Here is a 26,594-nt window from a genome sequence, read left to right as displayed (position 1 = left end):
GCGGCGGTGGCGTTGGCGGAGCTGGCCCGGCTGGGCCCCCGACTGACGCGGGAGGCGGTGGGCACGGTGTGGGCGGGGTTCCTCGCCGTAGCTGAAGAGTCAGGGCCGAAGGAGATCCGGGGGTTGCGGGAGCGGATCATCGCCACCTACGGCCGCCGGGACGAGTTCCAGGTCCGGCAGGACCGGCTCCGGCACGGGGTGAGTCTGTCCCCGGGCCGCAGTGATGACGGGATGGTGGAGTACCTGCTGCGGCTGGACCCCGAGGGCGCCAGCGTGTTGGAGGCGGCGATCGGGCCGTTGTCGGCGCCGAACCCGGTGGACGGGGTCGCCGACCTGCGCAGCAGCGACCAGCGCCGGGGTGACGCCCTGGTGCAGGTGCTGCGCCGGTCGGCCGCGGCGGGTGGGGACGCCCCGGCGCAGACCAAGGCGCAGCTCTTCGTGACGATGAACTACGAGGACCTCAGGGACGCCTGCGGGTCCGGCACCGTGCTGGGCACCGGGACGACGCCGGGCGCCGGGACCCTGCTCGCGCCGGAGACGGTGCGCCGGATCGCCTGCGACGCCGCCCTCATCCCGGTCGTGCTCGGCACCCAGGGCGAGGTGCTGGAGCTGGGGCGCAGCCGGCGGCTGTTCACCCCGGCCCAGCTGCGGTACCTGTGGCTGCGGGACGGCGGCTGCACCATCCCGGGCTGTTCGGCGCCGCCGTGGTGGTGCGACGGGCACCACGTCACCCACTGGGCCAACGGCGGGGCCACCGACGTGTCCAACGCGGCGCTGTTGTGCGGGCGGCACCACGCGATCGTGCACCAGCGCGGCTGGACCGCCACCGTCACCGCGACCGGGGTCACCTGGCACACCTGAGGCCCCCGCCCCGCACCCGGCCCGAAGACGGCCGGGCCGGCGGCATGCCAGCGCAGCACGGGAGGTGCCGAGCGACTGGCTGAGATGCGGCTCCGGCGAGCTCGGCTGGTGCCCGCGCGCAAGCAGGCCGTGTGGGCAACATGCAGGGACGCTTCGGCCAGCCCTCCACCCCTGACAGGTGAGTCTGACGGGGTGCATGCTGGCGGCGAGAACCCCTGGGAGGTGCCCATTGGCCGGAAATCTGGACGAGTTCATCGAGCGATACCACCAGGCATGCGTCCCGTTCTCGCGCGGCGATCCCGCCGCCATGAAAGAGCTGTTCTCCCGGGCTGACGACGTCGTTCTCGCGAATCCTTTCGGTCCGGCGGTCCTGGGCTGGGCTGCCGCCTCGGATCGGCTCGATTTTGCGTCCTCGCGTTTCCACGACGGAGACGTCACGCGTTTCGACGAAATCGTTCGCTACACCTCGGGAGACCTCGCCGTGCTCCACGAAACCGAGTACTGGCAGTCGCGGGTTGCCGAGCACCGTGACGTAGAGCCGTGGATCCTCCGCGTGACGACGACGTTCAGACGCGAGAACGGCGAGTGGCGCATCGTGCACCGACACGCCGACCCGATCGCCAGCGTCGACCCACACGGCCCACTACGCGCAACGTGACCACGCGTAGTAGCCCCGCGTCGATTGCCGCTGCACCCAGGACGACGCCCGCATTGCACGCGCCTCGCCTACGCGTGGAACTGTTGTCGTCCTGATCTCAGATCCAGCTGGGGAACCACATCCGCCACGACCACTGCGTGTACGGGATCACCTGTGCGGTGTAGATGGGGTAGAAGAACGCGAACAGCGCGACCGTGAGCACGACGTACGCGCCGGCCGACGCGAGCCCCCACCTGCGGCGCCGTCGCGAGGCGACGTCGGGGCCGATCACCATGCCGAGCACGTAGGTGACGGCCAGGACGATCCACGGCACGAACGCGATCGCGTAGAAGCTGTAGATCGTGCGCTGCTGGTAGTTAAACCACGGCAGGTAGCCGCCGACGAACCCGGCGAGGATCGCCCCTGCGCGCCAGTCGCGCCGCAGAGCCCACATGAACAGCAGGATGAAGATCGCGACCGCCGCACCCCACCAGATCGTCGGCGTGCCGATCGAGGTGATCGCCTTGCTGCACAGGTCGACGGTGCAGCCGTCCTGACCCTTCTTCGGTCCCTCGTAGAAGAACGAGGTCGGCCGGCCCTGGATCAGCCACGACCAGGGGTTCGTCTTGTACGGGTGCGGCGAGGACAGCGTGATGTTGAAGCGGTACATCTCCTGGTGGTACTGCCACAGCGAGCGCAGGGCGTCGGGCACCCACCCGAACTGGCGCGAGGGATGGGTGACCGCCCACTGCCGGTCGTAGCCGTCCCTGGACAGGAACCACCCCGTCCACGAGGCGAGGTACACCGAGACCGCCACGCCCACCATGACGACGCCGGCGAACACCCCGTCGAGCACGACGGCCCCCGGGAACCAGCGCCGGATGCCGGCCGCGCGCCGGGCGCCCACGTCCCACAGCACGGTCATCAGGCCGAACACGGCAAGGAAGAACAGCCCCGACCACTTGGTGCCGGCCGACAGCCCCAGGCAGACCGCTGCCACCCAGCGCCACGGGCGCCAGCCCAGCCAGGGGCCGTAGAGCAGCCCTCCGGTGCCGGGTGCCTGTCCGACCTCGCGCAGCGCCCCCACCTTCCGGGCGAGGATCTCGCGCGAGCGGTCGCGGTCGATGAGCACCGCGCAGAAGCCCGCGAACGCCCAGAACATGACGATGAGGTCGAGCAGCCCGGTGCGGGAGTGCACGAAGTGGTGGCCGTCGAAGGCGAGCAGGATCGCGGCGATCGTCCCCATGAGCGTGGAACCGAACAGGCGCCGCCCGGCCCGGCCGATCATGAGGATCGACAGCGTGCCCAGCAGCGCGACCGAGAACCGCCAGCCGACCGAGCTCGTCACGCCGAACAGCTGCTCGCCCACGGCGATGACCCACTTGCCGACGGGCGGGTGCACGACGAAGTCCGCCGTGGTGCCGAAGACGTCCGGCGTGCCGTTGGTGAACATCGCGTCGGGGTACTTGATGTTGTCCGGCACCCGCTCCTCGAAGCCGTGCCGGATCATCGAGTACGCCTGCTTGACGTAGTACGTCTCGTCGAAGACCAGCTGGTGCGGGTCACCGAGCTTCCAGAACCGCAGGAACCCGCCCACGGCGGCGACGATGAGCGGCGCGAGCCATCCCCACAGCCGGTCGGTCGGCCTGGTCCCGAGCAGGCGCGACCGCAGCTGCTCGGTGGGGGTCATGGCGGTCATCGTATGCAGAGGGTCTGTGGCCGCCGGCAGGAGCACGGGCGTGGTCACCGGGTGTCGCGCCCCGGCATCCGGTATGCCGGGTGGCCGGCGATGCGGTTCACCGCGGCGCCAGCGGGGTCGGGTCCCAGTCCAGCCAGGTCCGCCGGGCGTCGAACCGACCGAGGAGGCTCACCTCGGAGACCGACCCGTTCCGGTAGGTGACCGCCGTGACCACGTGCTCGGCGGCATCCGCCTCGACCTGGTCGGCGGTCACGAGCGGCAGTGCCCGGTCGGCCGGCTCGGCCATGACCCAGACCAGGTCGCGACCGGAGGCAGCCAGCTGGGCCGGCACGGCCGCCAGCGGGTCGGTCGCGAGGGTCCTGCCCGGAGCCGGGCTGCCGACGATCACGGGGAGCTCGTCGTCGGGGAGGCCGGCCAGGGCCGCCGGCAGCAGGTCGGCCAGCGTGCCGCCACGCAGGTCGACCTCGACCTCGCGCAGCAGGGACAGCGCCGACTCGAGCCGGTCCAGGGCCAGGACGTCCTCGGGCCACACGCCGGACAGGAGCCAGTCGACCGCGTCGACCTCGTGGGCGTCGACCGGGTCCGGGTCCAGGCCCACCCGGCTGCCCACGGTGAACGGATGGTGCAGGTCCGCGGGAGTCTCTCCGAGCAGCCGGCAGCCGAGGTGGACCGGGCCGTCGCCGAGCAGCTCCGCGCCGTAGTCGAAGCGGTAGCGGTCCAGCAGCAGGCCCAGCCCGGCTGTGGCCCCGAGCTCGACGAGCGCGACCGGGCGACCGGGGTGGGCGGCGGCCGCGCGGGACACCGCCGGGCGCACGATCGACCAGACCTGCGGGTCGTCCTGCCGCAGCGGCCGTCGGCACAACCGGCCGAGCTCCGCACCGTGGGTGGAGACGAGGTCCCGGAAGGCGTCCACGAGTCCGCCGTCGGGTGGGTACGGCCCCTCCAGCACCGGGTAGTAGTGGACCAGCGGGTGCTCGGGCAACCTCGTCCGCAGCAGGTGGTGCACGGCGGTGAACAGCCGCGTCGGCTGCAGGCGGGCCTCCGGGCCGGCCGCCTCGAGCGGCGCCCCCAGCTCGGGCTCGGCGACGACCGCCAGCAGCAGCGTGCTGATCACCGGGCTCGCCGACAGCCGCCCGCCCGCGGCGGCGCGGAAGCTCTGCACGAGGGCTGTCCCAGCCCCGACATCTGTGCTGCTCATGTGTCCCCCACTGCTCACGGCCCCCTGCGCGGTCGTTCGGCTCCGGCACTGCCGGGTCGCTCGACTGTAGGACAGACCTGAGAGGATCGACCAGTGATGACCAGCCCCGGCGAGCGCGCCTCCGACCACGGCGTGCTGGTCCTGGCCGCCACCCCGATCGGTGACCCGCAGGACGCCGCACCGCGGCTGGCCCGCGAGATCGCCGCCGCCGACGTCGTCGCCGCCGAGGACACCCGCCGGCTCAAGCGGCTGTGCTCCGCGCTGGGGGTCGAGCCCACGGGGTCGGTGCTCAGCTACCACGAGCACAACGAGTCCTCCCGGACCCCCGAGCTGCTCGAGCGGCTGCGTGAGGGCGCCCGCGTCGTCGTGGTCACCGACGCCGGCATGCCGTCGGTGTCCGACCCCGGCTACCGCCTGGTCTCGGCCGCGGTCGACGCCGGCGTCCGCGTGACGTGCGTGCCCGGGCCCAGTGCGGTGCTCATGGCCCTGGCGGTCTCGGGCCTGCCGGTCGACCGGTTCTGCTTCGAGGGGTTCGCCCCGCGCAAGCCCGGTGAGCGCGCCCGGACCCTGGCGGCGCTCAAGGACGAGCGGCGCACGATGATCTTCTTCGAGGCGCCGCACCGGCTCGACGCGACGCTCGCCGCGATGGCCGAGGCGTTCGGAGCCGACCGCCCGGCAGCGGTGTGCCGCGAGCTGACCAAGACCTATGAGGAGGTCCGCCGGGGCGGCCTGTCCGAGCTGGCAGCGTGGGCGGCCGACGGCGTCCGGGGTGAGATCACCATCGTCGTCGGGGGCGCCCCCGCGGCGGTGAGCGACCCCGACGAGGCGCTGCGCGTCATACAGGAGCGGGTCGCGGCAGGGGAGCGGCTCAAGGACGTCGCGGCCGACGTCGCCACGAGCACCGGGCTGTCCAAGAAGGCCCTGTATGACGCGGCGGTCGCCGCGCGCCGCGGCTGAGGTCCCGCCGGCAACAGGTCAGGCGGCGACGGGTCAGGCGGCGAGGCCCTCGGCGGCCCGCTTGAGGTTCTCCAGCGTCTTCTGGATGCCGCGGCGGTTGGACTTCAGTCGCGGGCCGAAGGCCTTGTCGGCAGGCACGCGGTACCAGCTGGGGCGACGGTCGGTCCACTCCTCGACGACCGTGCAGCCCGTTGCCGTCGGGACGATGAAGTACTCCCAGCGCGCCACCGACAACGGACCGAAGGTGATCTCGAAGGCGAGGTTGCGGCCGCGCTCGGCGCTGACGACGCGGCCCTGGGTGACCCATCGGACCGACCCGGCGCGGTTGTGCCCGAGGAACTCCGCGCCCTTGGCGGCCTCGGTCGCGCCGCCGCGCCACGTGACCTTCTCGCACTCCGGGGACCAGTCACCCATGCGGGGCAGGTCGGCGACGAGGTCGTAGACCAAGTCCGCGGGGGCAGCGACGTCGAGGGTCTCGCGCAGGTCGGGCACCCGGCGATCATGACACCTCCGGCGGCAACCACCACCCACGCAGCGGAAAAGGGGATGCACCTCACCCCTAGGATTCGGGGCATGAGCAAGGTCCTGTCTGCAGTCGCCTGGCCGTACGCCAACGGTCCGCGGCACCTCGGCCACGTGGCCGGGTTCGCCGTGCCCTCCGACGTGTTCAGCCGGTACATGCGGATGGCGGGGCACGACGTGCTCATGGTCTCCGGCACCGACGAGCATGGCACCCCGATCCTCGTGCAGGCCGACAAGGAGGGCGTGACCGCCCGTGAGCTCGCGGACACCAACAACCGCATCATCGTCGAGGACCTGCACGCCCTCGGCTGCTCCTACGACCTGTTCACCCGCACGACGACGGCCAACCACTACGCGGTCGCGCAGGAGCTGTTCACCCAGGTCTGGAAGAACGGCTACATGATCGAGCGCACCACCAAGGGCGCGATCTCGCCGTCGACCGGGCGCACGCTCCCGGACCGCTACATCGAGGGCACCTGCCCGATCTGCGGCTACGCCGAGGCCCGCGGCGACCAGTGCGACAACTGCGGCAACCAGCTCGACCCGACCGAGCTCATCAACCCCCGCTCGAAGATCAACGGCGAGGTGCCGGAGTTCATCGAGACCCAGCACTTCTTCCTCGACCTGCCCGCACTCGCCGGCGCGCTGCGCGAGTGGCTGGAGGGCCGGGAGGCCTCGGGCACGTGGCGCCCCAACGTGATCCGGTTCAGCCTCAACATCCTCGACGACATCAAGCCCCGCGCGATGACCCGCGACATCGACTGGGGCATCCCGGTGCCGCTGGATGGCTGGCGCGAGCAGCCGACCAAGCGGCTCTACGTCTGGTTCGACGCGGTCATCGGCTACCTGTCCGCCTCCGTCGAGTGGGCCCGCCGGCTCGGCGAGCCCGAGCGCTGGCGCGAGTGGTGGTCTGAAGGCGCAGGGTCCGAGCCCGCTCTGTCGTATTACTTCATGGGCAAGGACAACATCACCTTCCACTCCCAGATCTGGCCGGCCGAGCTGCTGGCCTACGCCGGCCGCGGCGACCACGGCGGCGAGCCGGGGGCGTACGGCGTGCTGAACCTGCCCACCGAGGTCGTCTCCTCGGAGTTCCTCACAATGGAGAGCAAGCAGTTCTCCTCCTCGCGCGGCCACGTCATCTACGTGCGCGACGTCCTCTCGCGCTACCAGCCGGACGCGCTGCGCTACTTCCTGTGTGCCGCGGCGCCGGAGAGCCAGGACAGCGACTTCAGCTGGCGCGAGTTCGTCACGCGCACCAACGGCGAGCTGGTCGCGGGCTGGGGCAACCTCGTCAACCGGACCGCGTCGATGATCGCCAAGAGCTTCGGGAAGATCCCGCCGGCCGGCGAGCTGACCGACGATGACGAGAAGCTGCTGGCCACCGTGCGCGAGGGCTTCGACACCGTCGGCGACCTCATCGGCCAGCACCGGCTGCGCCAGGCCATCGCCGAGGCGATGCGCGTGGTCGGCGAGGTGAACAAGTACGTCACCGACCAGGCGCCGTTCAAGCTCAAGGGCGAGGACGAGCGCGAGCGGCTCGGCACGATCCTGCACGTCACGGCGCAGGCGGTGCTCGACTGCAACACGATCCTGTCCCCGTTCCTGCCGCACTCGGCCAACGCCGTCCACGCGACCTTCGGCGGCACGGGCGAGTTCATGCCGATGCCGCGGATCGACGAGGTGACCGACCTCGACGACGGGCACCCCTATCCGGTGATCACCGGCGAGTACTCCCACACTCCGGGATGGGCATCTCGGCCCGTGGACGTGGGTGCATCTGTGAACAAACCCACACCGATCTTCACCAAGCTCGACCCCTCCGTCGTCGACGAGGAGCTGAAGCGACTGGGCGGCGACGAGGCCGACGAGTGAGCCACGGGGACCGTCCGCCGGCGCCGGCCCCGCTGCCGATCCCGGTCGTCGACAACCACACCCACCTCGACATCGGCCGCGACGGCGAGGCGCCTCCCGACCTGCAGCAGGCGATCGACGAGGCGGCCGCGGTCGGGGTGCCGCGGATGGTCCAGATCGGCTGCGACCTGCCCGGCGCGCGGTTCACCGTCGACGTCATCGACCGGTTTCCCGCGCTGCTGGGTGGCGTGGCCCTGCACCCCAACGAGGCGCCCCGGCTCCAGGCCCGCGGCGAGCTGGCGGACGCGTACGCCGAGATCGAGCAGCTGGCCGCGCACCCGCGCGTGCGGGTGGTCGGGGAGACCGGGCTGGACTACTTCCGCACGGGCCCCGAAGGCGTTGGGGTCCAACAGGATTCGTTCCGGTGGCACATCGACCTGGCCAAGCGCACGGGCAAGGCGCTGCAGATCCACGACCGTGACGCCCACGACGACGTGCTGCGCATCCTCGAGGAGGAGGGGTCCCCGGACAACACCGTCCTGCACTGCTTCTCCGGCGACATCGCCATGGCCCGCGAGTGCGTCGAACGGGGCTACGTCCTGAGCTTCTCCGGCACCGTGACGTTCAAGAACGCGGCGGGCCTGCGGGACGCCCTGGCGGTGACCCCGCTGGACCAGCTGCTGGTCGAGACCGACGCCCCCTACCTCACCCCGGCGCCCCACCGCGGGGCCTCCAACGCCTCCTACCTCGTGCCCCTCACCGTCCGCGCGATGGCGGGGGTGCTCAACGTCGACGTGCCGTCGCTGTGCACCGCGATCACGGCCACCTCGGAGCGTGTCTACGGCCCCTGGTGACCATCCGGTGACCAGTCATCCAGGGTTGGCGAACCACATACCTGTCATTTACCTCCAGTTGACCTTTGCCTGCCGCGTCGGCATGGTGGGTGGCTGTTGGCCGGGATCGGAACACCCTCGGTCGGCGCGCATCCGGGGGCGCGTGGCGGTGCCGCGAGCCTCCTGTTCGTGACTGGACCGACCTGCCTGACAGCGGGTCACGCTTCCGTGAGGGGCCCCAGCCGACGTGATGCGAGCCGTCGAGTCCGTGCCCGGGGAGCCCTAGCTCTGGAGCATCGTGACTACATTCCCGGTTCGGCGCATCGCCCAGGCCGCTGTCGCCGTTACAGCCGTTGCCGCCGCAGTCGGCTTTACGAGCTTGGACAAGGCAGTTGCCCTCTCGGTGGACGGCAAGACGTCCTCGGTCCACACCTTCGGCGACAACGTGGGAGACCTGCTGGCCAAGCAGCACATCACGCTCGGCCCCCACGACACGGTCGCCCCCTCCCTGAACTCCCCCCTCCACGACGGCGAGAAGATTGCGGTTCGCTACGGCCGCGTCCTGTCCGTCACCCTCGACGGCAAGCAGAAGAGCTACTGGACGACCGCGACCACGGTTGCCTCGGCCCTGCAGCAGCTCGGCATCCGCGCGGACGGCGCCAAGCTGAGCGTCTCGCGTGACATGCCCCTCGGCCGTCAGGGCCTGTCCGTCACGATCGGAACGCCCAAGGACGTGACGATCAAGGTCGACGGCCACACCCGGACTGCGACCACCACCGGCGCCACCGTGCGTGACGCGCTGGCCGAGCTCAAGATCCCGGTCGGCCCGATCGACAAGGTCAAGCCCGGGCTGGGCACCCCGATCGCGCAGGGTGCGACCATCACGGTCGACCGGCTCATGCAGAAGACGGTCACGGTCACCGAGCCCATCGCGGCGCCGGTCACCAAGCGCTCGGACTCCTCGCTGGCCCAGGGCACGACCAAGACGGTCACGGCCGGCAAGGCGGGCTCGAAGCGGGTCACCTACGCGCAGACCTTCGTCAACGGCAAGCTGACCAGTCGTGTCGCCAAGTCCGTCACGGTGGTCTCGCAGCCGGTGGCCACGGTCATCGCGGTCGGCACCAAGGCCCCTAGCGCCTCGCCCGGGCCCATCCCGTCCTCTGGTGGGCTGAACTGGTCCGCCCTCGCCCAGTGCGAGTCGGGCGGCAACCCCCGCGCGGTCGACCCGTCCGGCACCTACTACGGCCTGTACCAGTTCGACCAGAGCACGTGGCAGTCCGTGGGCGGCTCCGGCAGCCCGATCGACGCCTCTGCGGCGGAGCAGACGCAGCGGGCGCAGATCCTGTACAACCGCTCGGGTGCCGGCCAGTGGCCGGTCTGCGGCAAGTACCTCTGAGGAGCACCCCTGTGAGGGACATCCCTTCGGGGGCTTCCCTCAGCGCCGCACCTCGCGCCGCGCGAGACTCGCGCGCACCCGCGTGCCTGTGCACGGCATACCCGCAGTGGCTGTGGCCCCGGACCTCACCGGTTCGGGGCCACAGTGCTGTGCCCCCTAGGCTGCGGGGCATGGCTGACAACGACGGGCACGGCACCGTCGCCGGGCTGCTCGGGGCCGCGCAGATCCGCGAGATCGCGGCGCGGCTCGATGTCCGGCCGACGAAGCAGTGGGGGCAGAACTTCGTCGTCGACGCCAACACGGTGCGCCGCATCGTCCGCGTCGCGGGCGTCGGGCCCGAGGACGTCGTCGTCGAGGTCGGTCCGGGCCTGGGCTCGCTGACCCTGGCCCTGCTGCCGGAGGTCTCCCGGGTCGTGGCCGTCGAGGTCGACCCGACCCTGGCCGCTGCGCTGCCGCAGACCGTCGCGGCGCTGGCGCCGCAGCAGGCCGACCGGCTCTCGCTGGTGCACGCCGACGCGCTCACCGTGCGCGAGCTGCCCGACCCGCAGCCCACGGCGCTGGTGGCCAACCTGCCCTACAACATCTCCGTGCCGGTGGTGCTGGGCTTCCTCCAGCACTTCCCGACGATCCGTCGCGTGCTGGTCATGGTCCAGCTCGAGGTCGCCGAGCGGCTCGCCGCGACGCCGGGCAGCAAGGTCTATGGCGTGCCCAGCCTCAAGGCCGCCTGGTACGCCGACGTCCGGCTGGCCGGGACCGTCGGTCGCAGCGTCTTCTGGCCGGTGCCCAACGTCGACTCCGGCCTGGTCTCGCTGGTGCGCCGCGACCCACCGGTGACCGACGCCAGCCGGGAGGACGTCTTCGCCTGCATCGACGCGGCGTTCGCCCAGCGGCGCAAGACGCTGCGCGCCGCGCTGGCCGGTTGGGCCGGGTCCGCCCCGCGGGCCGAGGAGGTGCTGGTCGCCGCCGGGATCGACCCGCGCACCCGCGGCGAGCAGCTCGACATCGATGCCTTCGCCCGGATCGCCTCCGCCCGCCTCGCCCTAGGGTGTCCCTCATGAGTCTCGCCGTGCCGCCCTCCCGCTCGGTCACGGTCCGGGTGCCCGCCAAGGTCAACCTGGAGCTCATCGTCGGGCCCCGGCGCGCCGACGGGTACCACGACCTCGCGACCGTCTACCAGGCGGTCAGCCTGTACGACGACGTCACCGTGCGCCCCGCCGACGACTGGTCCGTGACGGTCGCCGGCTCCGAGGCGCACCTCGTGCCCGACACCGAGGACAACCTCGCGCTGCGCGCCGCGCGCCGGCTGGCCGCTGCCGCCGGCATCGAGGAGCCGGTCAGCATCGCGATCCACAAGGAGATCCCCGTCGCCGGGGGCATGGCCGGGGGCTCGGCCGACGCGGCCGGCGCCCTGCTGGCGTGTGACGCGCTGTGGGGCCTGGGCACGCCGCGGCACGCCCTCGAGCAGCTGGCCGGCGAGATCGGCAGCGACGTGCCGTTCGCCCTCGCCGGCGGGACGGCGGTCGGCTCCGGTCGCGGCGAGCAGCTCGCCCCCGTCCTGGCCCGTGGCTCCTACCAGTGGGTCTTCGCCTTCAGCGACACCGGCCTGTCCACCCCCACGGTGTATGCCGAGTGCGACCGGCTCCGGGAGGGTCGCGACGTCCCGCCGCCGAAGCCCACGGCGGCGATGATGACCGCCCTGCGCTCGGGCGACGCTGCGGCGCTGGGCAAGGCGCTGGTCAACGACCTGCAGCCCGCCGCCCTGTCACTGCAGCCCCAGCTGCGCGAGGTGCTCGAGCTCGGTTCGGAGTGCGGCGCCCTGGGTGGCCTGGTGTCCGGGTCCGGACCCACGGTGGCCTTCGTCGTGCCCGACGCCGAGGTCGCCCTCGACCTGGCCGTCGCGCTGGCCGCCTCCGGCCTCGCCGCCGGGGTCAAGCGCGCCACCGGCCCGGTGCACGGTGCCCAGGTCGTGCCCGGCCCGAGCGTGACGCGGGTCGACTGACCGTGGCGAACCTCGTCTCCGTCGAGCGCGCGTCCCTGGCGCTCGGCACCACCCTCGTCCTCGACGTCGTCTCCCTGGGCGTCAACGGCGGCAACCGCATCGGCGTCGTGGGCCGCAACGGCGGCGGCAAGTCCACGCTGCTCAAGGTGCTCGCCGGCATCCAGGGCGTCGACGAGGGCCGGGTCACCCGCACCGGCGACCTCACCGTCGGCATGCTCAGCCAGGTCGACACGCTCGACCCGGACGCGACCATCCGCCAGGCGGTGCTCGGCGACCGGCCCGAGCACGTGTGGGCGGGGGACCCGCGGATCCGCGACGTGCTCGACGGCCTGCTCGGCGGGGTCGACGCCCGCGACGTGGGCGGGCTTGAGGCCACCGTCGGCCCGCTCTCCGGTGGGGAGCGCCGCCGCCTCGCCCTCGCCGCGCTGCTCGTCGCCGACCCCGACCTGCTGCTGCTGGACGAGCCGACCAACCACCTCGACGTCGAGGGGGTTGCCTGGCTGGCCCAGCACCTGGCCACCCGGCGCACCCGACCCGGGACCGCCGTCGTCGCGGTCACCCACGACCGGTGGTTCCTCGACGCGGTCGCCACGACCACGTGGGAGGTCGCCGAGGGGCAGGTCCACTCCTACGAGGGTGGCTACGCGGCCTACGTGCTGGCCAAGGCGGAGCGCGAGCGCGTCGCCGCCGTGACCGCGGACCGGCGCGCCAACCTGCTGCGCAAGGAGCTCGCCTGGCTGCGCCGCGGGGCGCCCGCGCGCACGAGCAAGCCCAAGTTCCGGATCGACGCGGCCTCGGCGCTGATCGCCGACGAGCCGCCCCCGCGCGACGACGTGTCGCTGATGCGGTTCGCGACCACCCGGCTGGGCAAGGACGTCATCGACCTGGTCGACGCGACCGTGGCGGTGGACGACCGGGTGCTGCTCGACACGGTCACCTGGCGTCTTGCGCCCGGCGAGCGGGTGGGCATCGTCGGCGTCAACGGCGCCGGCAAGTCGACCCTGCTGCGGGCCGTCAGCGGTGACGTGCCGCTGGCCGCCGGCACCCGCACGGTCGGCAAGACGGTGTCGCTGGCGTTCCTGACCCAGGAGGTGCGCGAGCTCGAGCGGTTCGCCGACTGGCGGGTGATCGAGGCGATCGAGGACGTCAAGGCGTTCACCACGCTCGGGGACAAGGAGGTCAGCGCCAGCCAGCTGGCCACCCGCCTGGGCTTCACCGGCAGCCGCCAGCGCACCCGCGTGAGCGACCTGTCCGGTGGCGAGCGGCGCCGGCTGCAGCTGCTGCGGCTGATGATGGCCGAGCCCAACGTGCTGCTGCTGGACGAGCCGACCAACGATCTGGACATCGAGACGCTCACGTCGCTGGAGGACGTGCTCGACGGCTGGGCCGGCACCCTCCTCGTCGTCTCCCACGACCGCTACCTGCTCGAGCGCATGTGCGACCGGCAGGTCGCGCTGCTCGGCGACGGCAAGGTCCGCGACCTGCCCGGCGGCGTCGAGGAGTACCTCGCACTGCGGCACGCCGCCGTGGCGGCCGCCAGTGTCAGCACCTCGGGTGCGACCGTGCCGGCGCCGGCCTCGGGGGGCGCGCCGGGGAGTGCGCCCGTGGCCGGGCCCTCGGCGGCCGAGGTGCGCGAGGCCCGCAAGGAGATGGCGCGGGTGGAGAAGCAGCTGACCCGCCTGGCCGAGCGCGAGGAGCGGATCCACGCCGACATGGCCGCGAAGGCGACCGACCACCAGGCGGTGCTGGAGCTCAACGCGAAGCTGCGCGAGATGGTCGACGAGCGCGAGGCGCTCGAGATGGCCTGGCTCGCTGCCGCCGAGGTCGCCGGCTAGCCCCGGGCGCCGCGGCCGGCGGGTGGGGGGACGGCCGGGTCGTGCAGCGCGGCGAGCAGCCAGTCGCACCAGTCGAGGCGGTGCTGCTCGAAGCTGATGCCGGCGCGCAGCGTCGCCCACGCGGCGAACTCGCGGGTCCGCGGGTCCGCCAGCGCCTCAGGGCGGCTGTGCATCTCGCGCTCCTGCGCGGCATACACCTCCAACCGTGCGGCGTGGTCGGTGCGGGTGGCCTCGACCAGGGCCACCGCCTGCGGCCGGTCCAGGAGCCACAGGGAGTAGACCTTGAGCATCAGCGGGTCGCGCTCCGGCGCCCGCGCGGCGGGCTCGGCCACCCAGTCGCGCAGGCGGGCCCGACCCGTGCGGGTGAGCCGGTAGCGCTTGGTCGGCCGCGGGCCGGCACCCTCGACCACCTCGTGCTCGACCAGGCCCCCGGACTCCAGCTTGGCCAGCTCCGGGTAGACCTGGCTGTGCGCGGCCGTCCAGAACCACCCCACGGGCCGGTGCATGCGCCGGGTCAGGTCGTAGCCGGTCGCGGCCGAGCGGGCCAGGAGCCCCAGCAGCGCGTAGCCCAGGGATGACGTCGACGCGGTCATGGACGTGACCGTAAGGCATATGTAAGGTCCGACATATGGCGAGCGGCGGAGCGGTGCGTCGGCGACGTGGAGGAGCGGCAGTGGCGGTGGCGGTGCTCACCTCCCTGGCCGTGGGTGCCTGTGCGGCGCCGTCACCCGGGGGCGCGGCGGCCGGAACGCCCGTCGCCTCGACGACCGTGACGGCGACGAGCGGCAGCCCGGCGACCGTGACCACGACCTCGTCCGCGGCGACCTCGGCTCGCCCGGCCAATGCCGTGGTCGCCCGGTGCGGCCTGCCCGACGCGGCGGCCACGCCGGTGCGGATCGGCGGCTCCGCCGGCAACATCCTCACGGGGGCCGTCGTCGGCACCGGACCCACGGTTGCGGTGTTCGTGCACGAGACCGGCCGGCAGGGCCTGTGCGGCTTCTGGCCGTATGCCGTGTGGCTGGGTGGGCAGGGCGTGCGGTCGGTGCTGCTGGACCTGTGTGGCCACGGGGACTCGCGGTGTGACCTGGGCTCGGACTTCGCCGGCGACATCCCGGCGCAGGTGGCGATGGCGGTGGCCTGGGCGCGGGCGCACGGCGCGCGTCGGGTGACGCTCGTGGGTGCCTCGATGGGCGGCACGGCGGTGACCGTGACGGCGCAGCGCGTGCGCGCCGACGCCGTGGTCGACCTCTCCGGCCCGGTGGAGTTCCTCGGGATGGACACAGCGACGGCGTTCCCGCACCTGACGCTGCCGACCCTGGTGGTGGCCGCGGACAACGACCCCGACACCGACGCCGGCCGGTTGCGGGCGCTGGTGGCTGCGGCGCCGGCGCGGCACAAGCGGTTCCTCGGGGTGGCGGCCGGCCACGGGTGGGCGACTCTCGCGGCCGGGCCCTTCCTCGGGGACGGCTTCTCCGCCGTCGCCGGAGTGGTCCGCGACTGGGTCCTGGGCCGCTACGGCACGGCCTGAGCGCTCAGCGCTCGAACGGGGCGAGCAGCCGACGCAGGAAGCCGGCGAGGTCGTCGCGCTCACCCTGCGGCAGCTCGGCGAGCAGCTCGCGCTCGCGCTGGAGCAGGTCGGCCATGGCGGCGTCGACGACGGTGCGCCCCGCGGGGGTCAGCGCCACGATGACGCCGCGCCGGTCCGAGGGGTCGGGGCTGCGACGGACCAGGCCGCGCCGCTCGAGCCGGTCGACCCGGTTGGTCATCGTGCCGCTGGTGACCAGCGTCTGCTGCACCAGCGACCCGGGGGAGAGCTGGTAGGGCTCGCCGGCGCGGCGCAGCGCCGAGAGCACGTCGAACTCCCAGCCCTCGAGGTGGTGCTCGGCGAAGGCGGAGCCGCGGGCGAGGTCGAGGTGCCGGGCCAGGCGGGAGACGCGGGAGAGCACGTGCAGCGGCGAGACGTCGAGGTCCGGCCGCTCGCGCGCCCACGCGTCGACGATCCGGTCGACCTCGTCGGCGGGGGTGGCGGACATGCTGGAAAGTCTAGCGGCCATCAAGTATCTTGATATCAAGAGACTTGATGGCAAGGAGAGTGCTGGAGGAGAGCCATGGGAGCAGCCCGGCCGCTGACGTGGGACCCGGCCCAGTACGCCGTGTTCGAGGACCACCGCAGCCGCCCGTTCGCCGACCTCATGGCCCGCGTCCGGGTGCAGGACCCCCGCCTGGTGGTCGACCTCGGCTGCGGCTCCGGGGGGCTGACCCTCGGCCTGGCGCGGCGCTGGCCGGACGCGCGGGTGGTCGGCGTCGACTCCTCCCCGCACATGCTGGAGCAGGCGCGGGCCGCCGACCCCGAGGGCCGGGTGGAATGGGTCGAGGCCGACGTCGCGGGCTGGGCGCCGCCGACGGGTATCGACCTGCTCGTCACCAACGCCACACTCCAGTGGGTGCCCGGCCACCTCGACCTCATCCCCGGCTGGGTCGCGGCCCTGGCCCCCGGCGGGTGGTTCGCCATGCAGGTGCCCGGCAACTTCGAGGCGCCCTCCCACCGCCTCCTGCGCGAGACCGCCGCCGCGTCGCCGCGCAGCACCGAGCTGCTGGCCACGCTGCGGCACGAGGCCCCCGTGGCCGAGCCGGCGGCATACACCGCCCTGCTGGCCGGGCTGGGTGCCGCGGTGGACGTCTGGGAGACCACCTACCAGCAGGTGCTCGACCCGGCAGGGGAGCAGGACTGCCCGGTGCTGGAGTGGACCAAGGGCACCGCGCTGCGGCCGGTGCTCGCGGTGCTGACCGGTGCCCAGGAGCGGACAGACTTCCTGCGCGCGTATGCCGACCGGCTGCGCGAGGCGTACCCCCGCCAGGACTTCGGCACCCTCTTCCCGTTCCGCCGCATCTTCGCCGTCGCCCGGACCCGGGCCTGAAAACCCTTGGAGGACAAGGCCATGAGCTTCATCGCCGGACTGCACCACGTCCAGGTGTCGTGCCCCGCGGGGTCGGAGGACAGGCTGCGCGGCTTCTACGTCGACGTGCTCGGCATGCAGGAGCTCGCCAAGCCGGCGGCGCTCGCCGCCCGCGGTGGCGCGTGGTTCCGGGCCGGGACCTGCGAGATCCACTGTGGCGTCGAGGTGCCCTTCGCCCCGGCCCGCAAGGCGCACCCGGGCATCGCGGTGACCGACGTCGACGCCCTCGCCGAGCGGGTGGCGGCGGCCGGGGCCGAGGTGCGCTGGGACGACAACCTGCCGGGTGTGCGCCGGTTCCACACCGACGACCCGGTGGGCAACCGGCTGGAGTTCCAGCAGGCCTGACCTTCGGCCCGGGCACGACGGCCCGTGGCCGGGCCAGACTGGCAGCGTGTTCACGGACCGACGGGACGCGGGGAAGCGGCTGGCCGTGGAGCTGGCCAAGCGGCACGGCGGCGACGTCGTCGTGCTGGGCCTGCCCCGGGGCGGGGTGCCGGTGGCGGCCGAGGTCGCTGCCGCGCTCGGTGCCCCGCTCGACGTGCTCGTGGTGCGCAAGGTCGGTGTGCCCTGGCAGCCCGAGCTGGCGCTGGCCGCCGTGGGAGAGGGTGGCGCGGTCGCGTTCACCCAGCGCGTGGTCGAGGCCAGCGGGCTGAGCCCGGAGCAGATCCGGCGCTTGGTGGCGGCTGCCGGCGAGCAGGTCGAGCAGGTCACCGCCGAGCTGCGCGGGGACACCCCGCCCCTCGACGTGAAGGGACGCACGGTGGTCGTCGTGGACGACGGCGTGGCCACCGGGGCGACGGCCCGCGCGGCCGCCGCGGTGCTGCGGCATCGCGGCGCAGGGCACGTGCTCCTGGCCGTGCCCGTCGCCTCCCCGGAGGTCGTGCCGCTGCTGGAGCACGACTACGACGAGCTGGTCGTCCTGGAGGAACCGGCCCGGCTGCACAGCGTCGGGGAGTGGTACCGCCGCTTCGGGCAGGTGAGCACCGCCGAGGCGCGCGACCTGCTGGTGGCCTCCCGGCCCGGGTGAGGTCGGCCCGTCGACCCGGTCGGGGTCAGTCCTTCGCCTCGCGCAGCGACGGCTTGGCCTCGAGCCCGGCCAGGCCGTTCCACGCGAGGTTGACCAGGTGCGCGGCCACGTCGGCCTTCTTGAACTTGCGCGAGTCCAGCCACCACTGGCCGGTGAGCGCGACCATGCCGACGAGCATCTGGGCGTAGATCGGAGCGGTCTTGGGGTCGAGCTTCTGGCGCTTGAACTCGGCGGCGAGGATGTGCTCGACCTGCGAGGCCACGTCGCTGATGAGGCTGGCGAAGGAGCCGGTCGACTGCCCGGTGGGGGAGTCGCGCACGAGGATGCGGAAGCCGTCGGTCGAGCCCTCGATGTAGTCCAGCAGCGCCAGGGCAGCCTGCTCGAGCAGGGCCCGGGAGCTCCCCCTGGTGGTCAGGGCGCCGGTGATGCCGTCGAGCAGGGTGCGGATCTCGCGGTCCACGACGACCGCATAGAGCCCTTCCTTGCCCCCGAAGTGCTCGTAGACGACCGGCTTGGACACCCCCGCCTTGGCGGCGATCTCCTCCACCGTGGTCCCCTCGAACCCCTTGTCGGCAAACAGCTTCCGGCCGATCTCGATCAGCTGCTCACGGCGCTGCTTGCCGGTCATCCGCGAACGTGCGGCGGCAGGGGTCTCGGCCTTCTCCCGGGGTGAGGTCACCGGCCCATCATGCCTTCCGGCGCGACCGGCGGCTGCGGCGCGGGCTACCGTGTCACGTTGTGACGTCACGTGCTCGGCTCCTTCGCAGTCTCACGGGCGCCGGCGTGGCGCTGGCCCTGGTGGGTGGTTCCGCGGTGCTCGGCGGGTGCGGTCCGCGGCAGTCCGCGACCAGCGGTGTGCCCTCCGCGACACCCGTGACCAGCGCGAGGTCGGCCGCCGCGCCGGCCACCGCGACGGCCCCGGCGTCACCGCGGCCGAGCACGACCCGGCCGTCAGCCCGGCCCGCGTCAGCGCGCGCCACGACGACCCCGGCCCGCACCAGTGGCGCGGCCGCGCGCGTGCCGGTCGTCGCGGCATACATCCCGTTCTCCGCGCAGCGGAAGGCGGAGACCGCGAGCTACGCGAAGCGGCACTACGGCGTGGCCAGCTGGCACCTGCGGCCCTCGATGGTCGTGCTGCACTTCACCGAGACGACCACGATGTCCTCGGCGCGCAACACCTTCGCCCAGGACGTGCCCAACACCGGTGAGCTGCCGGGCGTCTGCGCGCACTACATCGTCGACCAGGACGGCACGGTCTACGCGATCGTGCCGGTCACGATCCTGTGCCGGCACACGATCGGCTTGAACGACAAGGCGATCGGCATCGAGATGGTGCAGTCGACCTCGGGCAACAGCGCGCACTGGGCCGACCAGCAGATCCTCGCCCGGCACGCGCAGATCAGCTCGGTGCTGCGCCTCGTGCACCAGCTGCAGGCGCAGTGGGGCATCCCGACCTCGCGGGTCATCGGCCACGCCATGGCCAACGACGACCCGGCGTTCCGCGACCTGCGCGGGTGGCACAACGACCACTCCGACTGGCAGGCCGTGGACGTCATGGAGGTGCGCCGCCGGCTCGCGGCGCTGTAGCCGCCGAGCCGGCGTCGCCGGGGTCACGCCGCGACGCGGCGCGCGTCGAGCCGGGACTGCTTGGGCCAGCGCACGTCCCACGCCTGGCCGGTCTTCTCGAACAGCCAGATGATGCGGGCGCTGGAGTCGATCTGGCCCTTCTCGACGCCGTGGCGGGCGCAGGTCGGGTCGGCGTGGTGCAGGTTGTGCCACGACTCGCCCATGGACAGCAGGGCCAGCCACCACACGTTGCCGGACTTGTCGCGCGAGACGAAGGGACGCTCGCCGATGGCGTGGCAGATGGAGTTGATCGACCAGGTCACGTGGTGCAGCAGGCCGACACGGACCAGGGAGGCCCAGAAGAACGCCGTGACCGCGCCCTGCCAGGACATCGACAGCAGGCCGCCGAGGAGCGCCGGCAGCAGCATCGAGACGACGACCAGCGCGGGGAACGCACGCTCGACGCGCTGCATGTCCTTGTCGGCCATGAGGTCGGGGGCGTACTTGCTGCGCGGGGTCTGCTCGGTGTCGAACAGCCACCCGGTGTGGGCCCACCACAGGCCCTTGATGAGCGCGGGGACCGTCTCGCCGTAGCGCCACGGGGAGTGCGGGTCGCCCTCGCGGTCGGAGAACGCGTGGTGGCGACGGTGGTCGGCGACCCAGCGGATGACCGGGCCCTCGATGGCCAGCGACCCGGCGATGGCCAGGGTCACCCGCAGCCAGCGCTTGGCCTTGAATGAGCCGTGCGTGAAGTAGCGGTGGAAGCCGACGGTGATGCCGTGGCCGGCGATGGCGTACATCACGAACGCGAGGACCAGGTCCCGCCAGCCCAGGCCCCAGCCCCAGGCGAGGGGGACGGCAGCCAGCAGGGCCAGGAACGGCACGACGATGAAGAAGCCCAGGGCGATCTGCTCGCCGGTGCCCTTGCGTTCGAACGGTGGGGTGCTCGGGGCGTCTGGGGTGTGTGGGGCGGCGGGCGGGTCCGTGAGCCGCGTGGGCTCGGGGGCGAACGTGGTCATGTCACGGGGCCTTCCGTCGAGAACAACTTACGCCAACGTAACCTACGTTTCCGTAGGTTGGCCAGCCCTCACGGTGGCCGCGGAGGGTCTGGCCCGGGCGGCTCGTGCGGATTCCTCCGGTATGCCGGGTGGCCGCTACCCTGAGCGCGTCCTCTTCGGGGACGTTCCCCGGTTGGTCTGCTGGCAGGGCCCGCCTGACTTTGAATCAGGACAAGCGACGTAGGTTCGATTCCTACCCGGGGAGCACAATGCCGCAGGTCAGCGAACCATCGCTACCTGCGGCTTCTCCGTGCTCCGGGGGCCGGGGCTAACGCCAGTGCCAACACGTGGTGTCCTCCGGGCCGGGGAACTCGACCGTCGAGGCGAAGATCTGGGCCACGGCACTTGCCTGATCCCGCAACACGTGGGCATAGACACGCAGCGTGATTGCGGGGTCGACGTGGCCCAGACGTGCGGCCACGACGTGCACGGGGTACCGAGCGGCTGGCGGGTTGGCGAGCGTTCGGAGCGCCGGATGGAGCTGCCCGCCCGGGCCCGCCACTCGTGACGAGAGGACGTCCGGACTTGCCGCTGATCGATCGTTGGCGACCACAGCGCGTCCACTGGCATGCATGGCCGCTACGTCGTGCTCGACGACGCGCCTTGCGCTGCATCGACAAGGCCGAGGATCATCCTTTCCAGCTCGATGCCAGGGCTGCATCTGGAGGCTGTCATGGTGAACGAACTCGACGCGTTTCTCGCCGACGTGATCCCGGTTCAAGAAGCCGCCGAACGCGCCATCCATGACGGCAATTTGGAGCCGCGGCTGGCGTTGTGGTCGCGACAGGAGCCGATCACGCTGTTCGGCGCCGATATGACCGCCGTTGGTTTCGACGGCGTGGAGCCATCGTTCCGTACGGTGGCGAGCTGGTTCTCAGACTGCACGGATTATGCCTTTGAAGTGGTAGCCGCCGGCGTGAGCGGGGACCTGGCCTACACAGTCGGCTACGAGCACAGCACAGGAATCGTGGTCGGCGCCCCTCGCACATACACCCTGCGCGTCACGCACATCTACCGGCGGGAGAACGGCCAGTGGCGCATCGTGCATCGCCACGGCGATCTGCCGCCAGCACAAGAACAGTCACCGGAGCAACAAACCTGAGCGCGCTTTCGAAGACGACGGAGGGCAAGACCACAGCCGCTTCGTGCTCGTCAGAAAACATTCCCTCGATCTTTGAATCAGGACAAGCGACGTAGGTTCGATTACTACCCGGGGAGCATAAAGCCGCAGGTCAGCGACACCCGGGACAGGTGCGCCGCCGCCCGAAGGGTGGTGCACTGATGGCGTGATCGTGGATCAGGCCGTGTATCGGGGCGGTCTCCGATTGCGCTGTGGTGACCTGAGCGAGGAGCTCGAGGGCCTGCGCCGCCGCGGCCAGGGCTTCATCTGGATCGGGCTGAAGGACCCCACGCTCGCGGAGTTCGCGCTCGTCGAGGATGAGCTGCACCTCCACCCGTTGGCGGTCGAGGACGCCGTCAAGGGCCAGCAACGCCCCAAGGTCGAGGTCTACGAGTCCAGCCTCTTCGTGGTGATGAAGACGCTGCGCTACGTCGAGAGGACCTCGGACATCGAGACCGGCGAGGTGATGATCTTCGTCGGGGACCACTTCGTGGTGACGGTGCGTCGCGGCGAGGCGAACCCCCTGTCCGAGGTCCGCCACCGGCTCGAGCTGGCCCCGGACCAGCTCGAGCACGGCCCCATCGCCGTCCTGTACTCGGTGATGGACTCCGTCGTGGACACCTACACCGCGATCGACAAGGAGGTGGCCGAGGACCTCGACGCCATCGAGCGTGAGGTGTTCTCCGGCCAGGTCCGCGATGTGAGCGCGGAGGGCGTGTACTCGCTCAAGCGCGAGGTCCTCGAGTTCAAGCGGGCCACCGTGCCCCTGGAGGAGCCGCTCCGTCGCCTGACCGAGGACCCGACGATCCCGGGGATGCAGGGCGTGGCCCGCCCCTTCTTCCGGGACATCTCGGACCACCTGCTGCGCGTCATCGACCACGCCGAGTCCTACGACAGGCTGCTCACGGACATCCTCAGCGCGCACCTGACGCAGATCTCCGTGCAGCAGAACGACGACATGCGCCGCATCTCGGCCTACGTCGCGATGGCCGCGGTGCCCACCATGATCGCCGGCATCTACGGGATGAACTTCGACAACATGCCCGAGCTGCACTGGCGCTACAGCTACTTCATCGTCCTCGCCGTGATGGCAGCCGCCGTCTACGGGCTCTACCGCGTGTTCCGCCGGGCCGGCTGGCTGTAGTGCCGCCTGGTGGGGCGGTCGCGGGTCATCCGGCCGTGCTGCCCACCCCCGGGGCGTGTCCCCGAAGATCGCGTGAGCCCGGCACGACGTGGCGCCTAGAGTCGCATCGTGAGCGAACCGGCGATCAGCGAGCGAGATCGGCTGCAGTACTTCCTCGACCAGCAGCGCGCCGCCGTGCTGGCCATCCTCGAGGGTCTGGACGAGTCCCAGTTGCACACACCCGTGCTTCCGTCGGGCTGGACGCCCATCGGGCTGGTCCTGCACCTGGCCGGCGCAGAGGCCATGTGGTTCCAGCGCGTCGCCCGCGGGACCCAACCCCAGGTGAGCTGGGACGACGGCCTCGACGACCCGCCATACGACCCCGAAGCGGCCTTCACGACTGCGCACTCCAGCGCTGCGGTGATCGAGCACTACCGGCGTCAGTGCCAGATCTCCAACGAGGTCCTGCACTCGCTCGACCTCGACGCTGCGCCGGCTGCCGAGCACGGGCTCGACTGGCCGGGCGAGCCCATCACCGACCTTCGCTGGGTGGCCCTGCACCTGATCGAGGAGACCGCGCGGCACGCCGGCCACCTCGATGCCGCGCGAGAGCTCCTCGACGGTGCCACAGGCAAGGGCCCCCGCTGAGACAGTCCTGACCGCTCTGGGCCAACGGGCGTAGTGTCGAAGACAGTCAGAGTCCCGTCAGGGAACGGCCGCCGCGCCGCGGTGGCTCACGGACGGGGCCGACGCAGAACCTACCCACGGCGCTGCACCATGACCATCGACACGTCACCACGGTCCCTCGAACGAGCGTGGCCGCCGGAGCCGATCTCCGTCTCACTCACCCGGAAGTTCCTGCGGGAGGCGCTCGACCTGTGGAGCCTGGAGGGGGTCGGCGACGCGGCCGCGGTGGTCCTCAGTGAGCTGGCCACCAACGCCATCCTCCACGCCCGCACCGAGTTCACCGTCCGGCTCTCGTGCACGGGGCGGCAGACGCTGCGCCTTAGCGTCACGGACGGGTCAACGCGCCTGCCGCGGCGGGCGAAGGACCTCCACGGGCCGTCTGGCCGGGGGCTGCCTCTGGTCGCCGGGCTGTCCACCGAGTGGGGAGCCATGCTCAACGGCATGGACGGCAAGACCGTCTGGGCTGTGATCACCCCGGCCGCCTGATCGAGGACGACCTCCCATGTCGGTCCGCTCTCAGCCGACTCGAGCCGGCTCGGCCCGGTGCGAGGAGTACGCCGTCGCCAGCCGCCAGAGGGCCACCGAGGCGAGCAGCAGCCCGAAGTCGCGCAGTGCCACGTCGAAGTACCCGGGGATGAGCAGCAGGTTGACGATGATGCCCAGCAGCCACAGGCTGACGATCGGTGCCCCGACGCGCGGGATGACAGCGACGACGATGCCGGCCACGATCTCGACCACCCCGACGACGAACATGGTCCGGTGCACGCTGAACGGCGAGAGCCCGGCGATCGCGGGGGACAGGTAGCGGTCCCAGTTCACCATCACGTGGAAGAACTTGTCGGCCCCGAAGAGGATGGGCGCGACGGTGAACGCGCTGCGCAGGATGACGAAGGCCTGGTATGCCGGGTCGCTCGCCCAGCGGCGGGTGGTTGCGGTGCTTCCGGAGGTGCCGGTCGGGACGTGCTCGGTGTGGGTCATGGAAGCGTCTCCTTGTGCTGGTTCGAACCCACCCGCGACACTGGCCGCGGAGAGGCTGGTCATGGTGTGTGCGTCGCGGCGGGACCCGTTCCTTACCTCGCGGCCGGTCGCCGCGGGGCGCCGTCGTTCCTGGGGTAAGAGCGGCACCGTCGCTGGCGGCAAACCAGGTATGACCACGACCCACCCGACCGGGACTCCCACGGCGTGTCTGCGCCAGGGACCGCCCGGAGACGTCACCACCTGGCGCCGCTGCCGGCTGCTCGACGCCGGCTTCCCCCAGGACCTCGCCACGACCCTGGCGGGCACCCCCGGGGTCGACCTGCACGAGGTGCTCCAGCTCGTCGACCGAGGGTGTCCGCCCCCGCTCGCCGCCAGGATCCTGCTGCCGTACGGCTCCGAGGTGCGACCGTGACGCTGGCCCGACGCAGCCGCGAGGACGTGCGACCCCAGGGCCTGCAGCCGCAGGCCGTGCGACCCGGGGAGCGCGGTCAGGACGCGACCGACTGGGTGGGGGCGCTGGCGCTGCCCGGGCCCGAGCAGGACGAGGCGCTCCGGCGCCTGCACGAGCTGATGGTCCGGGCGGCGCGACACCAGGTGTGGCGGATGCGGGCGATGCTGCCCCGTGCCGATGCCCGGACCTGCGACGAGCTCGCCAACGGTGCCGCCGACGAGGCGCTGACCGCGCTGCTCGCCAAGCTCGACACGTTCGAAGGACGCAGCCGCTTCACCACATGGGCGTACAAGTTCGCCATCCTCCAGGCGGCCACGGAGGTCCGGCGGCACGCGTGGGCAACCCGGGAGGTGGCGCTGGAGGACACGGACATGTGGCGGGATGCCGGCCCCGGGCCGGAGCAGCAGGCCGAGGCCGCCGACCTCGGTCAGGCGGTGGCCAGGGCGATCCAGCAGGCCCTGACGCCGTACCAGCGCAGGATCGCGCTCGCCCTGCTGGTCGACCAGGTGCCGATCGACGTGCTCGCCGACCGGTTGGGTACCACCCGCGGGGCGCTGTACAAGGCGCTCCACGACGTGCGCGCCCGGCTCAGGGCCCACCTGGTCGCGACGGGACACATGCCGGCACCGACGACATCAGCGGGTGGATCATGACCAGAGACCTGAGGCGCCTGACCGCGGAGCAGGTCAGCTCCCTCATCCTGCCCACCGAGCCGTGGCTCTCCTGCGAGGACTGCTTCCGGCTCATGGACCAGTACGTCGAGGCGCTGCTGCACGGCCAGGGCGAGGTCGACGTGCCACGCATGGAGGTGCACCTGCGTGGCTGCGCGGCGTGTGCCGAGGAGGCAGAGTCCCTGCTGGAGCTCGTGGCGCAGGAGGACGGGGTCGACCCGGGTCCGGCGATGGCCCGACTTCAGGGCTAGACCGGCGGCGGCTGCGGCTCCGGCGACGGCCTTCGGTGGGACGGCCTCCGGCGACGGCCTCAGGCGCCGGCCACGCCCGCGCGCTCGGCCAGGAAGGCCCGCTCGGTGTCGTTCCTCGTCAGCTCGAGCGCCCGCCGGTATGCCGCGGCCGCCTCCTCCGTGCGCCCCAGACGGTGCAGCAGGTCGGCCTTGATGGCGTGGAGGTACTGGTAGGACTCCAGCGCACCAGTGCGTTCCAGGGCCTCGACCTCGGTGAGGGCCCGCCTAGGTCCCCAGACCTCGGCCACCGCGACGGCGCGGTTCACGGCCACGACCGGTGACGGCCACACCGACAGGAGCCGGTCGTACAGCTGGAGGATCTGTGGCCAGTCGGTCTCGTCGAAGGTGGCCGCCTCGGCATGCAGCGAGGCGATGGCGACCTGGAGGACGTAGCGGCCGGCCGGCCCGGCGCGAAGTCCGGCGACGACCAGGTCATGGGCCTCGGCGATCAGGTCCCGGTCCCACCGTGACCGGTCCTGCTCGGCCAGCCGCACCAGACGTCCCTGGTCGTCGACCCGGCTGCTGCGTCGGGCGTCGGTGACGAGCAGCAGGGCCAGCAGGCCGCGGACCTCACGCTCGTCCGGCATCAGCTCGCGCAGCATGCGGGCCAGGTGCACCGCCTGGTCCTCGAGGTCCGTGCGCAGCAGGGAGGCGCCCGACGGGGCGGTGTGGCCGATCGTGAACACGAGGTGGATCACCCCGAGCACCCCGCGCAGCCGGTCGGGGAGCTCGGCGTGGGTCGGCACGCGGAAGGGGATACGCGCGGTCGAGATCTTCCTCTTGGCCCGGGTCAGCCGGGCGCTCATGGTGGTCTCGGACACGAGGAGCGCCCGGGCGATGTCGGCGGTGGGGATGCCGCACACCAGCCTCAGGGTCAG

30 protein-coding genes and 1 tRNA gene are annotated in these 26,594 nt (G+C 72.1%); 22 read left to right on the top strand and 9 right to left on the bottom strand.

The window, feature by feature from the left end; translation table 11 throughout:
- Both VF825_RS06255 and VF825_RS06250 read left to right on the top strand, forming a co-directional pair.
- A partial coding sequence (locus VF825_RS06255; protein WP_331111271.1) for an HNH endonuclease signature motif containing protein occupies nucleotides 1-861 on the top strand: 861 nt, incomplete at its 5' end.
- Nucleotides 862-1,090: 229 nt separating this feature from the next.
- Nucleotides 1,091-1,519 (top strand): nuclear transport factor 2 family protein, encoded by a 429-nt coding sequence (locus VF825_RS06250; RefSeq protein ID WP_331111269.1) that lies wholly within the window; start codon nucleotides 1,091-1,093, stop codon nucleotides 1,517-1,519.
- A gap of 97 nt (nucleotides 1,520-1,616) precedes the next feature.
- Here the strand turns inward: VF825_RS06250 and VF825_RS06245 are convergent, their stop codons facing one another.
- Together VF825_RS06245 and VF825_RS06240 are read right to left on the bottom strand one after the other, a co-directional pair.
- Nucleotides 1,617-3,188, bottom strand: coding sequence for a dolichyl-phosphate-mannose--protein mannosyltransferase (locus tag VF825_RS06245; protein ID WP_331111267.1), 1,572 nt, complete (start codon nucleotides 3,186-3,188; stop codon nucleotides 1,617-1,619).
- 106 nt (nucleotides 3,189-3,294) lie between these two features.
- On the bottom strand, nucleotides 3,295-4,395 hold the full coding sequence (locus VF825_RS06240; protein WP_331111265.1) for a DUF2332 family protein: 1,101 nt from the start codon (nucleotides 4,393-4,395) through the stop codon (nucleotides 3,295-3,297).
- Nucleotides 4,396-4,491: 96 nt separating this feature from the next.
- On the opposite strand from VF825_RS06240, the gene rsmI reads away from it, so the two are divergent.
- A complete protein-coding gene (rsmI, locus tag VF825_RS06235) occupies nucleotides 4,492-5,352 on the top strand; it encodes a 16S rRNA (cytidine(1402)-2'-O)-methyltransferase (protein ID WP_331111263.1) in 861 nt (286 codons plus the stop codon).
- A gap of 33 nt (nucleotides 5,353-5,385) precedes the next feature.
- Here the strand turns inward: rsmI and VF825_RS06230 are convergent, their stop codons facing one another.
- Nucleotides 5,386-5,844, bottom strand: a complete 459-nt coding sequence (locus VF825_RS06230) for an SRPBCC family protein (protein ID WP_331111261.1) — start codon at nucleotides 5,842-5,844, stop codon at nucleotides 5,386-5,388.
- Between the two features lie 81 nt (nucleotides 5,845-5,925).
- Here VF825_RS06230 and metG point away from each other — a divergent pair, with 81 nt between their 5' ends.
- From metG to VF825_RS06200, 6 genes are all read left to right on the top strand, one after another.
- On the top strand, nucleotides 5,926-7,746 hold the full coding sequence (metG, locus tag VF825_RS06225) for a methionine--tRNA ligase (protein WP_331111259.1): 1,821 nt from the start codon (nucleotides 5,926-5,928) through the stop codon (nucleotides 7,744-7,746).
- Complete coding sequence (locus tag VF825_RS06220; RefSeq protein WP_331111257.1) at nucleotides 7,743-8,579, top strand: TatD family hydrolase; 837 nt, start codon at nucleotides 7,743-7,745, stop codon at nucleotides 8,577-8,579. Before metG ends, VF825_RS06220 begins: the two co-directional genes overlap by 4 nt.
- 358 nt (nucleotides 8,580-8,937) lie before the next feature.
- A complete protein-coding gene (locus tag VF825_RS06215) occupies nucleotides 8,938-9,954 on the top strand; it encodes a ubiquitin-like domain-containing protein (protein WP_331111255.1) in 1,017 nt (338 codons plus the stop codon).
- A gap of 170 nt (nucleotides 9,955-10,124) precedes the next feature.
- On the top strand, nucleotides 10,125-11,012 hold the full coding sequence (gene rsmA / locus VF825_RS06210) for a 16S rRNA (adenine(1518)-N(6)/adenine(1519)-N(6))-dimethyltransferase RsmA (protein WP_331111253.1): 888 nt from the start codon (nucleotides 10,125-10,127) through the stop codon (nucleotides 11,010-11,012).
- Nucleotides 11,009-11,953 carry a 4-(cytidine 5'-diphospho)-2-C-methyl-D-erythritol kinase gene (locus VF825_RS06205; protein WP_331111251.1) on the top strand — a complete coding sequence of 315 codons (945 nt, stop codon included), beginning with the start codon at nucleotides 11,009-11,011 and terminating at the stop codon, nucleotides 11,951-11,953. The genes rsmA and VF825_RS06205 overlap by 4 nt, the downstream gene beginning before the upstream one ends.
- Before the next feature lie 2 nt (nucleotides 11,954-11,955).
- The gene (locus tag VF825_RS06200) at nucleotides 11,956-13,788 is read left to right on the top strand and encodes an ABC-F family ATP-binding cassette domain-containing protein (protein ID WP_331111249.1); all 1,833 of its coding nucleotides are present in this window, start codon (nucleotides 11,956-11,958) and stop codon (nucleotides 13,786-13,788) included.
- Here the strand turns inward: VF825_RS06200 and VF825_RS06195 are convergent.
- A complete protein-coding gene (locus VF825_RS06195) occupies nucleotides 13,785-14,381 on the bottom strand; it encodes a PadR family transcriptional regulator (protein WP_331111247.1) in 597 nt (198 codons plus the stop codon). The genes VF825_RS06200 and VF825_RS06195 overlap by 4 nt on opposite strands.
- 206 nt (nucleotides 14,382-14,587) lie before the next feature.
- On the opposite strand from VF825_RS06195, the gene VF825_RS06190 reads away from it, so the two are divergent.
- A complete protein-coding gene (locus VF825_RS06190) occupies nucleotides 14,588-15,316 on the top strand; it encodes a hypothetical protein (RefSeq protein ID WP_331111245.1) in 729 nt (242 codons plus the stop codon).
- 4 nt (nucleotides 15,317-15,320) lie between these two features.
- Here the strand turns inward: VF825_RS06190 and VF825_RS06185 are convergent, their stop codons facing one another.
- Nucleotides 15,321-15,821, bottom strand: coding sequence for a MarR family winged helix-turn-helix transcriptional regulator (locus tag VF825_RS06185; RefSeq protein ID WP_141787104.1), 501 nt, complete (start codon nucleotides 15,819-15,821; stop codon nucleotides 15,321-15,323).
- Nucleotides 15,822-15,896: 75 nt separating this feature from the next.
- On the opposite strand from VF825_RS06185, the gene VF825_RS06180 reads away from it, so the two are divergent.
- The 3 genes from VF825_RS06180 to VF825_RS06170 are packed head-to-tail and all read left to right on the top strand — an operon-like array spanning nucleotide 15,897 to nucleotide 17,772.
- Nucleotides 15,897-16,706, top strand: a complete 810-nt coding sequence (locus tag VF825_RS06180; protein ID WP_331111241.1) for a methyltransferase domain-containing protein — start codon at nucleotides 15,897-15,899, stop codon at nucleotides 16,704-16,706.
- Nucleotides 16,707-16,727: 21 nt separating this feature from the next.
- Complete coding sequence (locus tag VF825_RS06175; protein ID WP_331111239.1) at nucleotides 16,728-17,090, top strand: VOC family protein; 363 nt, start codon at nucleotides 16,728-16,730, stop codon at nucleotides 17,088-17,090.
- 46 nt (nucleotides 17,091-17,136) lie between these two features.
- Nucleotides 17,137-17,772 carry a phosphoribosyltransferase gene (locus VF825_RS06170; RefSeq protein ID WP_331111237.1) on the top strand — a complete coding sequence of 212 codons (636 nt, stop codon included), beginning with the start codon at nucleotides 17,137-17,139 and terminating at the stop codon, nucleotides 17,770-17,772.
- A 25-nt stretch (nucleotides 17,773-17,797) separates the two neighbouring features.
- Here the strand turns inward: VF825_RS06170 and VF825_RS06165 are convergent, their stop codons facing one another.
- A complete protein-coding gene (locus VF825_RS06165; protein ID WP_331111273.1) occupies nucleotides 17,798-18,400 on the bottom strand; it encodes a TetR/AcrR family transcriptional regulator in 603 nt (200 codons plus the stop codon).
- Between the two features lie 155 nt (nucleotides 18,401-18,555).
- Here VF825_RS06165 and VF825_RS06160 point away from each other — a divergent pair, with 155 nt between their 5' ends.
- Entirely contained in the window at nucleotides 18,556-19,359 is an 804-nt protein-coding gene (locus VF825_RS06160) for a peptidoglycan recognition family protein (protein ID WP_331111235.1), read from the top strand.
- Nucleotides 19,360-19,382: 23 nt separating this feature from the next.
- Here the strand turns inward: VF825_RS06160 and VF825_RS06155 are convergent, their stop codons facing one another.
- Nucleotides 19,383-20,357 (bottom strand): acyl-CoA desaturase, encoded by a 975-nt coding sequence (locus VF825_RS06155; RefSeq protein ID WP_331111232.1) that lies wholly within the window; start codon nucleotides 20,355-20,357, stop codon nucleotides 19,383-19,385.
- A 165-nt stretch (nucleotides 20,358-20,522) separates the two neighbouring features.
- Between VF825_RS06155 and VF825_RS06150 the strand changes: the two genes are divergently transcribed.
- From VF825_RS06150 to VF825_RS06130, 5 genes are all read left to right on the top strand, one after another.
- Nucleotides 20,523-20,601, top strand: a tRNA-Gln gene (locus tag VF825_RS06150).
- Nucleotides 20,602-20,964: 363 nt separating this feature from the next.
- Nucleotides 20,965-21,498 (top strand): nuclear transport factor 2 family protein, encoded by a 534-nt coding sequence (locus VF825_RS06145; protein WP_331111230.1) that lies wholly within the window; start codon nucleotides 20,965-20,967, stop codon nucleotides 21,496-21,498.
- A gap of 184 nt (nucleotides 21,499-21,682) precedes the next feature.
- On the top strand, nucleotides 21,683-22,660 hold the full coding sequence (corA, locus tag VF825_RS06140) for a magnesium/cobalt transporter CorA (RefSeq protein WP_331111228.1): 978 nt from the start codon (nucleotides 21,683-21,685) through the stop codon (nucleotides 22,658-22,660).
- A 108-nt stretch (nucleotides 22,661-22,768) separates the two neighbouring features.
- On the top strand, nucleotides 22,769-23,287 hold the full coding sequence (locus tag VF825_RS06135) for a DinB family protein (RefSeq protein ID WP_331111226.1): 519 nt from the start codon (nucleotides 22,769-22,771) through the stop codon (nucleotides 23,285-23,287).
- Nucleotides 23,288-23,416: 129 nt separating this feature from the next.
- Nucleotides 23,417-23,812: an ATP-binding protein gene (locus VF825_RS06130; protein ID WP_331111225.1), complete on the top strand. Its 396-nt coding sequence runs from the start codon at nucleotides 23,417-23,419 to the stop codon at nucleotides 23,810-23,812.
- Nucleotides 23,813-23,842: 30 nt separating this feature from the next.
- On the opposite strand, the gene VF825_RS06125 is transcribed toward VF825_RS06130, so the two are convergent.
- Entirely contained in the window at nucleotides 23,843-24,304 is a 462-nt protein-coding gene (locus tag VF825_RS06125; protein WP_331111223.1) for a hypothetical protein, read from the bottom strand.
- 169 nt (nucleotides 24,305-24,473) lie between these two features.
- Between VF825_RS06125 and VF825_RS06120 the strand changes: the two genes are divergently transcribed.
- From VF825_RS06120 to VF825_RS06110, 3 genes are read left to right on the top strand one after another with little or no spacing between them, the layout of a single operon-like run.
- A complete protein-coding gene (locus VF825_RS06120; RefSeq protein ID WP_331111221.1) occupies nucleotides 24,474-24,716 on the top strand; it encodes a hypothetical protein in 243 nt (80 codons plus the stop codon).
- Nucleotides 24,713-25,408, top strand: a complete 696-nt coding sequence (locus tag VF825_RS06115; protein WP_331111219.1) for a sigma-70 family RNA polymerase sigma factor — start codon at nucleotides 24,713-24,715, stop codon at nucleotides 25,406-25,408. The genes VF825_RS06120 and VF825_RS06115 overlap by 4 nt, the downstream gene beginning before the upstream one ends.
- Complete coding sequence (locus VF825_RS06110; protein ID WP_331111217.1) at nucleotides 25,405-25,677, top strand: hypothetical protein; 273 nt, start codon at nucleotides 25,405-25,407, stop codon at nucleotides 25,675-25,677. Before VF825_RS06115 ends, VF825_RS06110 begins: the two co-directional genes overlap by 4 nt.
- A gap of 59 nt (nucleotides 25,678-25,736) precedes the next feature.
- On the opposite strand, the gene VF825_RS06105 is transcribed toward VF825_RS06110, so the two are convergent.
- Nucleotides 25,737-26,594, bottom strand: an 858-nt coding sequence (locus VF825_RS06105) for an RNA polymerase sigma factor (protein WP_331111215.1), incomplete at its 5' end; no start/stop codon positions are given.

Origin of the sequence: Oryzihumus sp., assembly GCF_036391795.1 — a bacterium.
Lineage (GTDB): Bacteria > Actinomycetota > Actinomycetes > Actinomycetales > Dermatophilaceae > Oryzihumus.
The sequence above is the reverse complement of the archived record's forward strand: the minus strand, read 5'-3'. Positions and strand labels throughout refer to the sequence as shown.

Coding starts and splice junctions, on each gene's coding strand:
- VF825_RS06245 (WP_331111267.1), bottom strand. CDS start 3,188: ATGACCCCCACCGAGCAGCTGCGGTCGCGCCTGCTCGGGACCAGGCCG.
- VF825_RS06240 (WP_331111265.1), bottom strand. CDS start 4,395: ATGAGCAGCACAGATGTCGGGGCTGGGACAGCCCTCGTGCAGAGCTTC.
- rsmI (WP_331111263.1), top strand. CDS start 4,492: ATGACCAGCCCCGGCGAGCGCGCCTCCGACCACGGCGTGCTGGTCCTG.
- metG (WP_331111259.1), top strand. CDS start 5,926: ATGAGCAAGGTCCTGTCTGCAGTCGCCTGGCCGTACGCCAACGGTCCG.
- rsmA (WP_331111253.1), top strand. CDS start 10,125: ATGGCTGACAACGACGGGCACGGCACCGTCGCCGGGCTGCTCGGGGCC.
- VF825_RS06205 (WP_331111251.1), top strand. CDS start 11,009: ATGAGTCTCGCCGTGCCGCCCTCCCGCTCGGTCACGGTCCGGGTGCCC.
- VF825_RS06195 (WP_331111247.1), bottom strand. CDS start 14,381: ATGACCGCGTCGACGTCATCCCTGGGCTACGCGCTGCTGGGGCTCCTG.
- VF825_RS06185 (WP_141787104.1), bottom strand. CDS start 15,821: ATGTCCGCCACCCCCGCCGACGAGGTCGACCGGATCGTCGACGCGTGG.
- VF825_RS06180 (WP_331111241.1), top strand. CDS start 15,897: ATGGGAGCAGCCCGGCCGCTGACGTGGGACCCGGCCCAGTACGCCGTG.
- VF825_RS06175 (WP_331111239.1), top strand. CDS start 16,728: ATGAGCTTCATCGCCGGACTGCACCACGTCCAGGTGTCGTGCCCCGCG.
- VF825_RS06165 (WP_331111273.1), bottom strand. CDS start 18,400: ATGACCGGCAAGCAGCGCCGTGAGCAGCTGATCGAGATCGGCCGGAAG.
- VF825_RS06155 (WP_331111232.1), bottom strand. CDS start 20,357: ATGACCACGTTCGCCCCCGAGCCCACGCGGCTCACGGACCCGCCCGCC.
- VF825_RS06145 (WP_331111230.1), top strand. CDS start 20,965: ATGCATGGCCGCTACGTCGTGCTCGACGACGCGCCTTGCGCTGCATCG.
- VF825_RS06130 (WP_331111225.1), top strand. CDS start 23,417: ATGACCATCGACACGTCACCACGGTCCCTCGAACGAGCGTGGCCGCCG.
- VF825_RS06125 (WP_331111223.1), bottom strand. CDS start 24,304: ATGACCCACACCGAGCACGTCCCGACCGGCACCTCCGGAAGCACCGCA.
- VF825_RS06120 (WP_331111221.1), top strand. CDS start 24,474: ATGACCACGACCCACCCGACCGGGACTCCCACGGCGTGTCTGCGCCAG.
- VF825_RS06110 (WP_331111217.1), top strand. CDS start 25,405: ATGACCAGAGACCTGAGGCGCCTGACCGCGGAGCAGGTCAGCTCCCTC.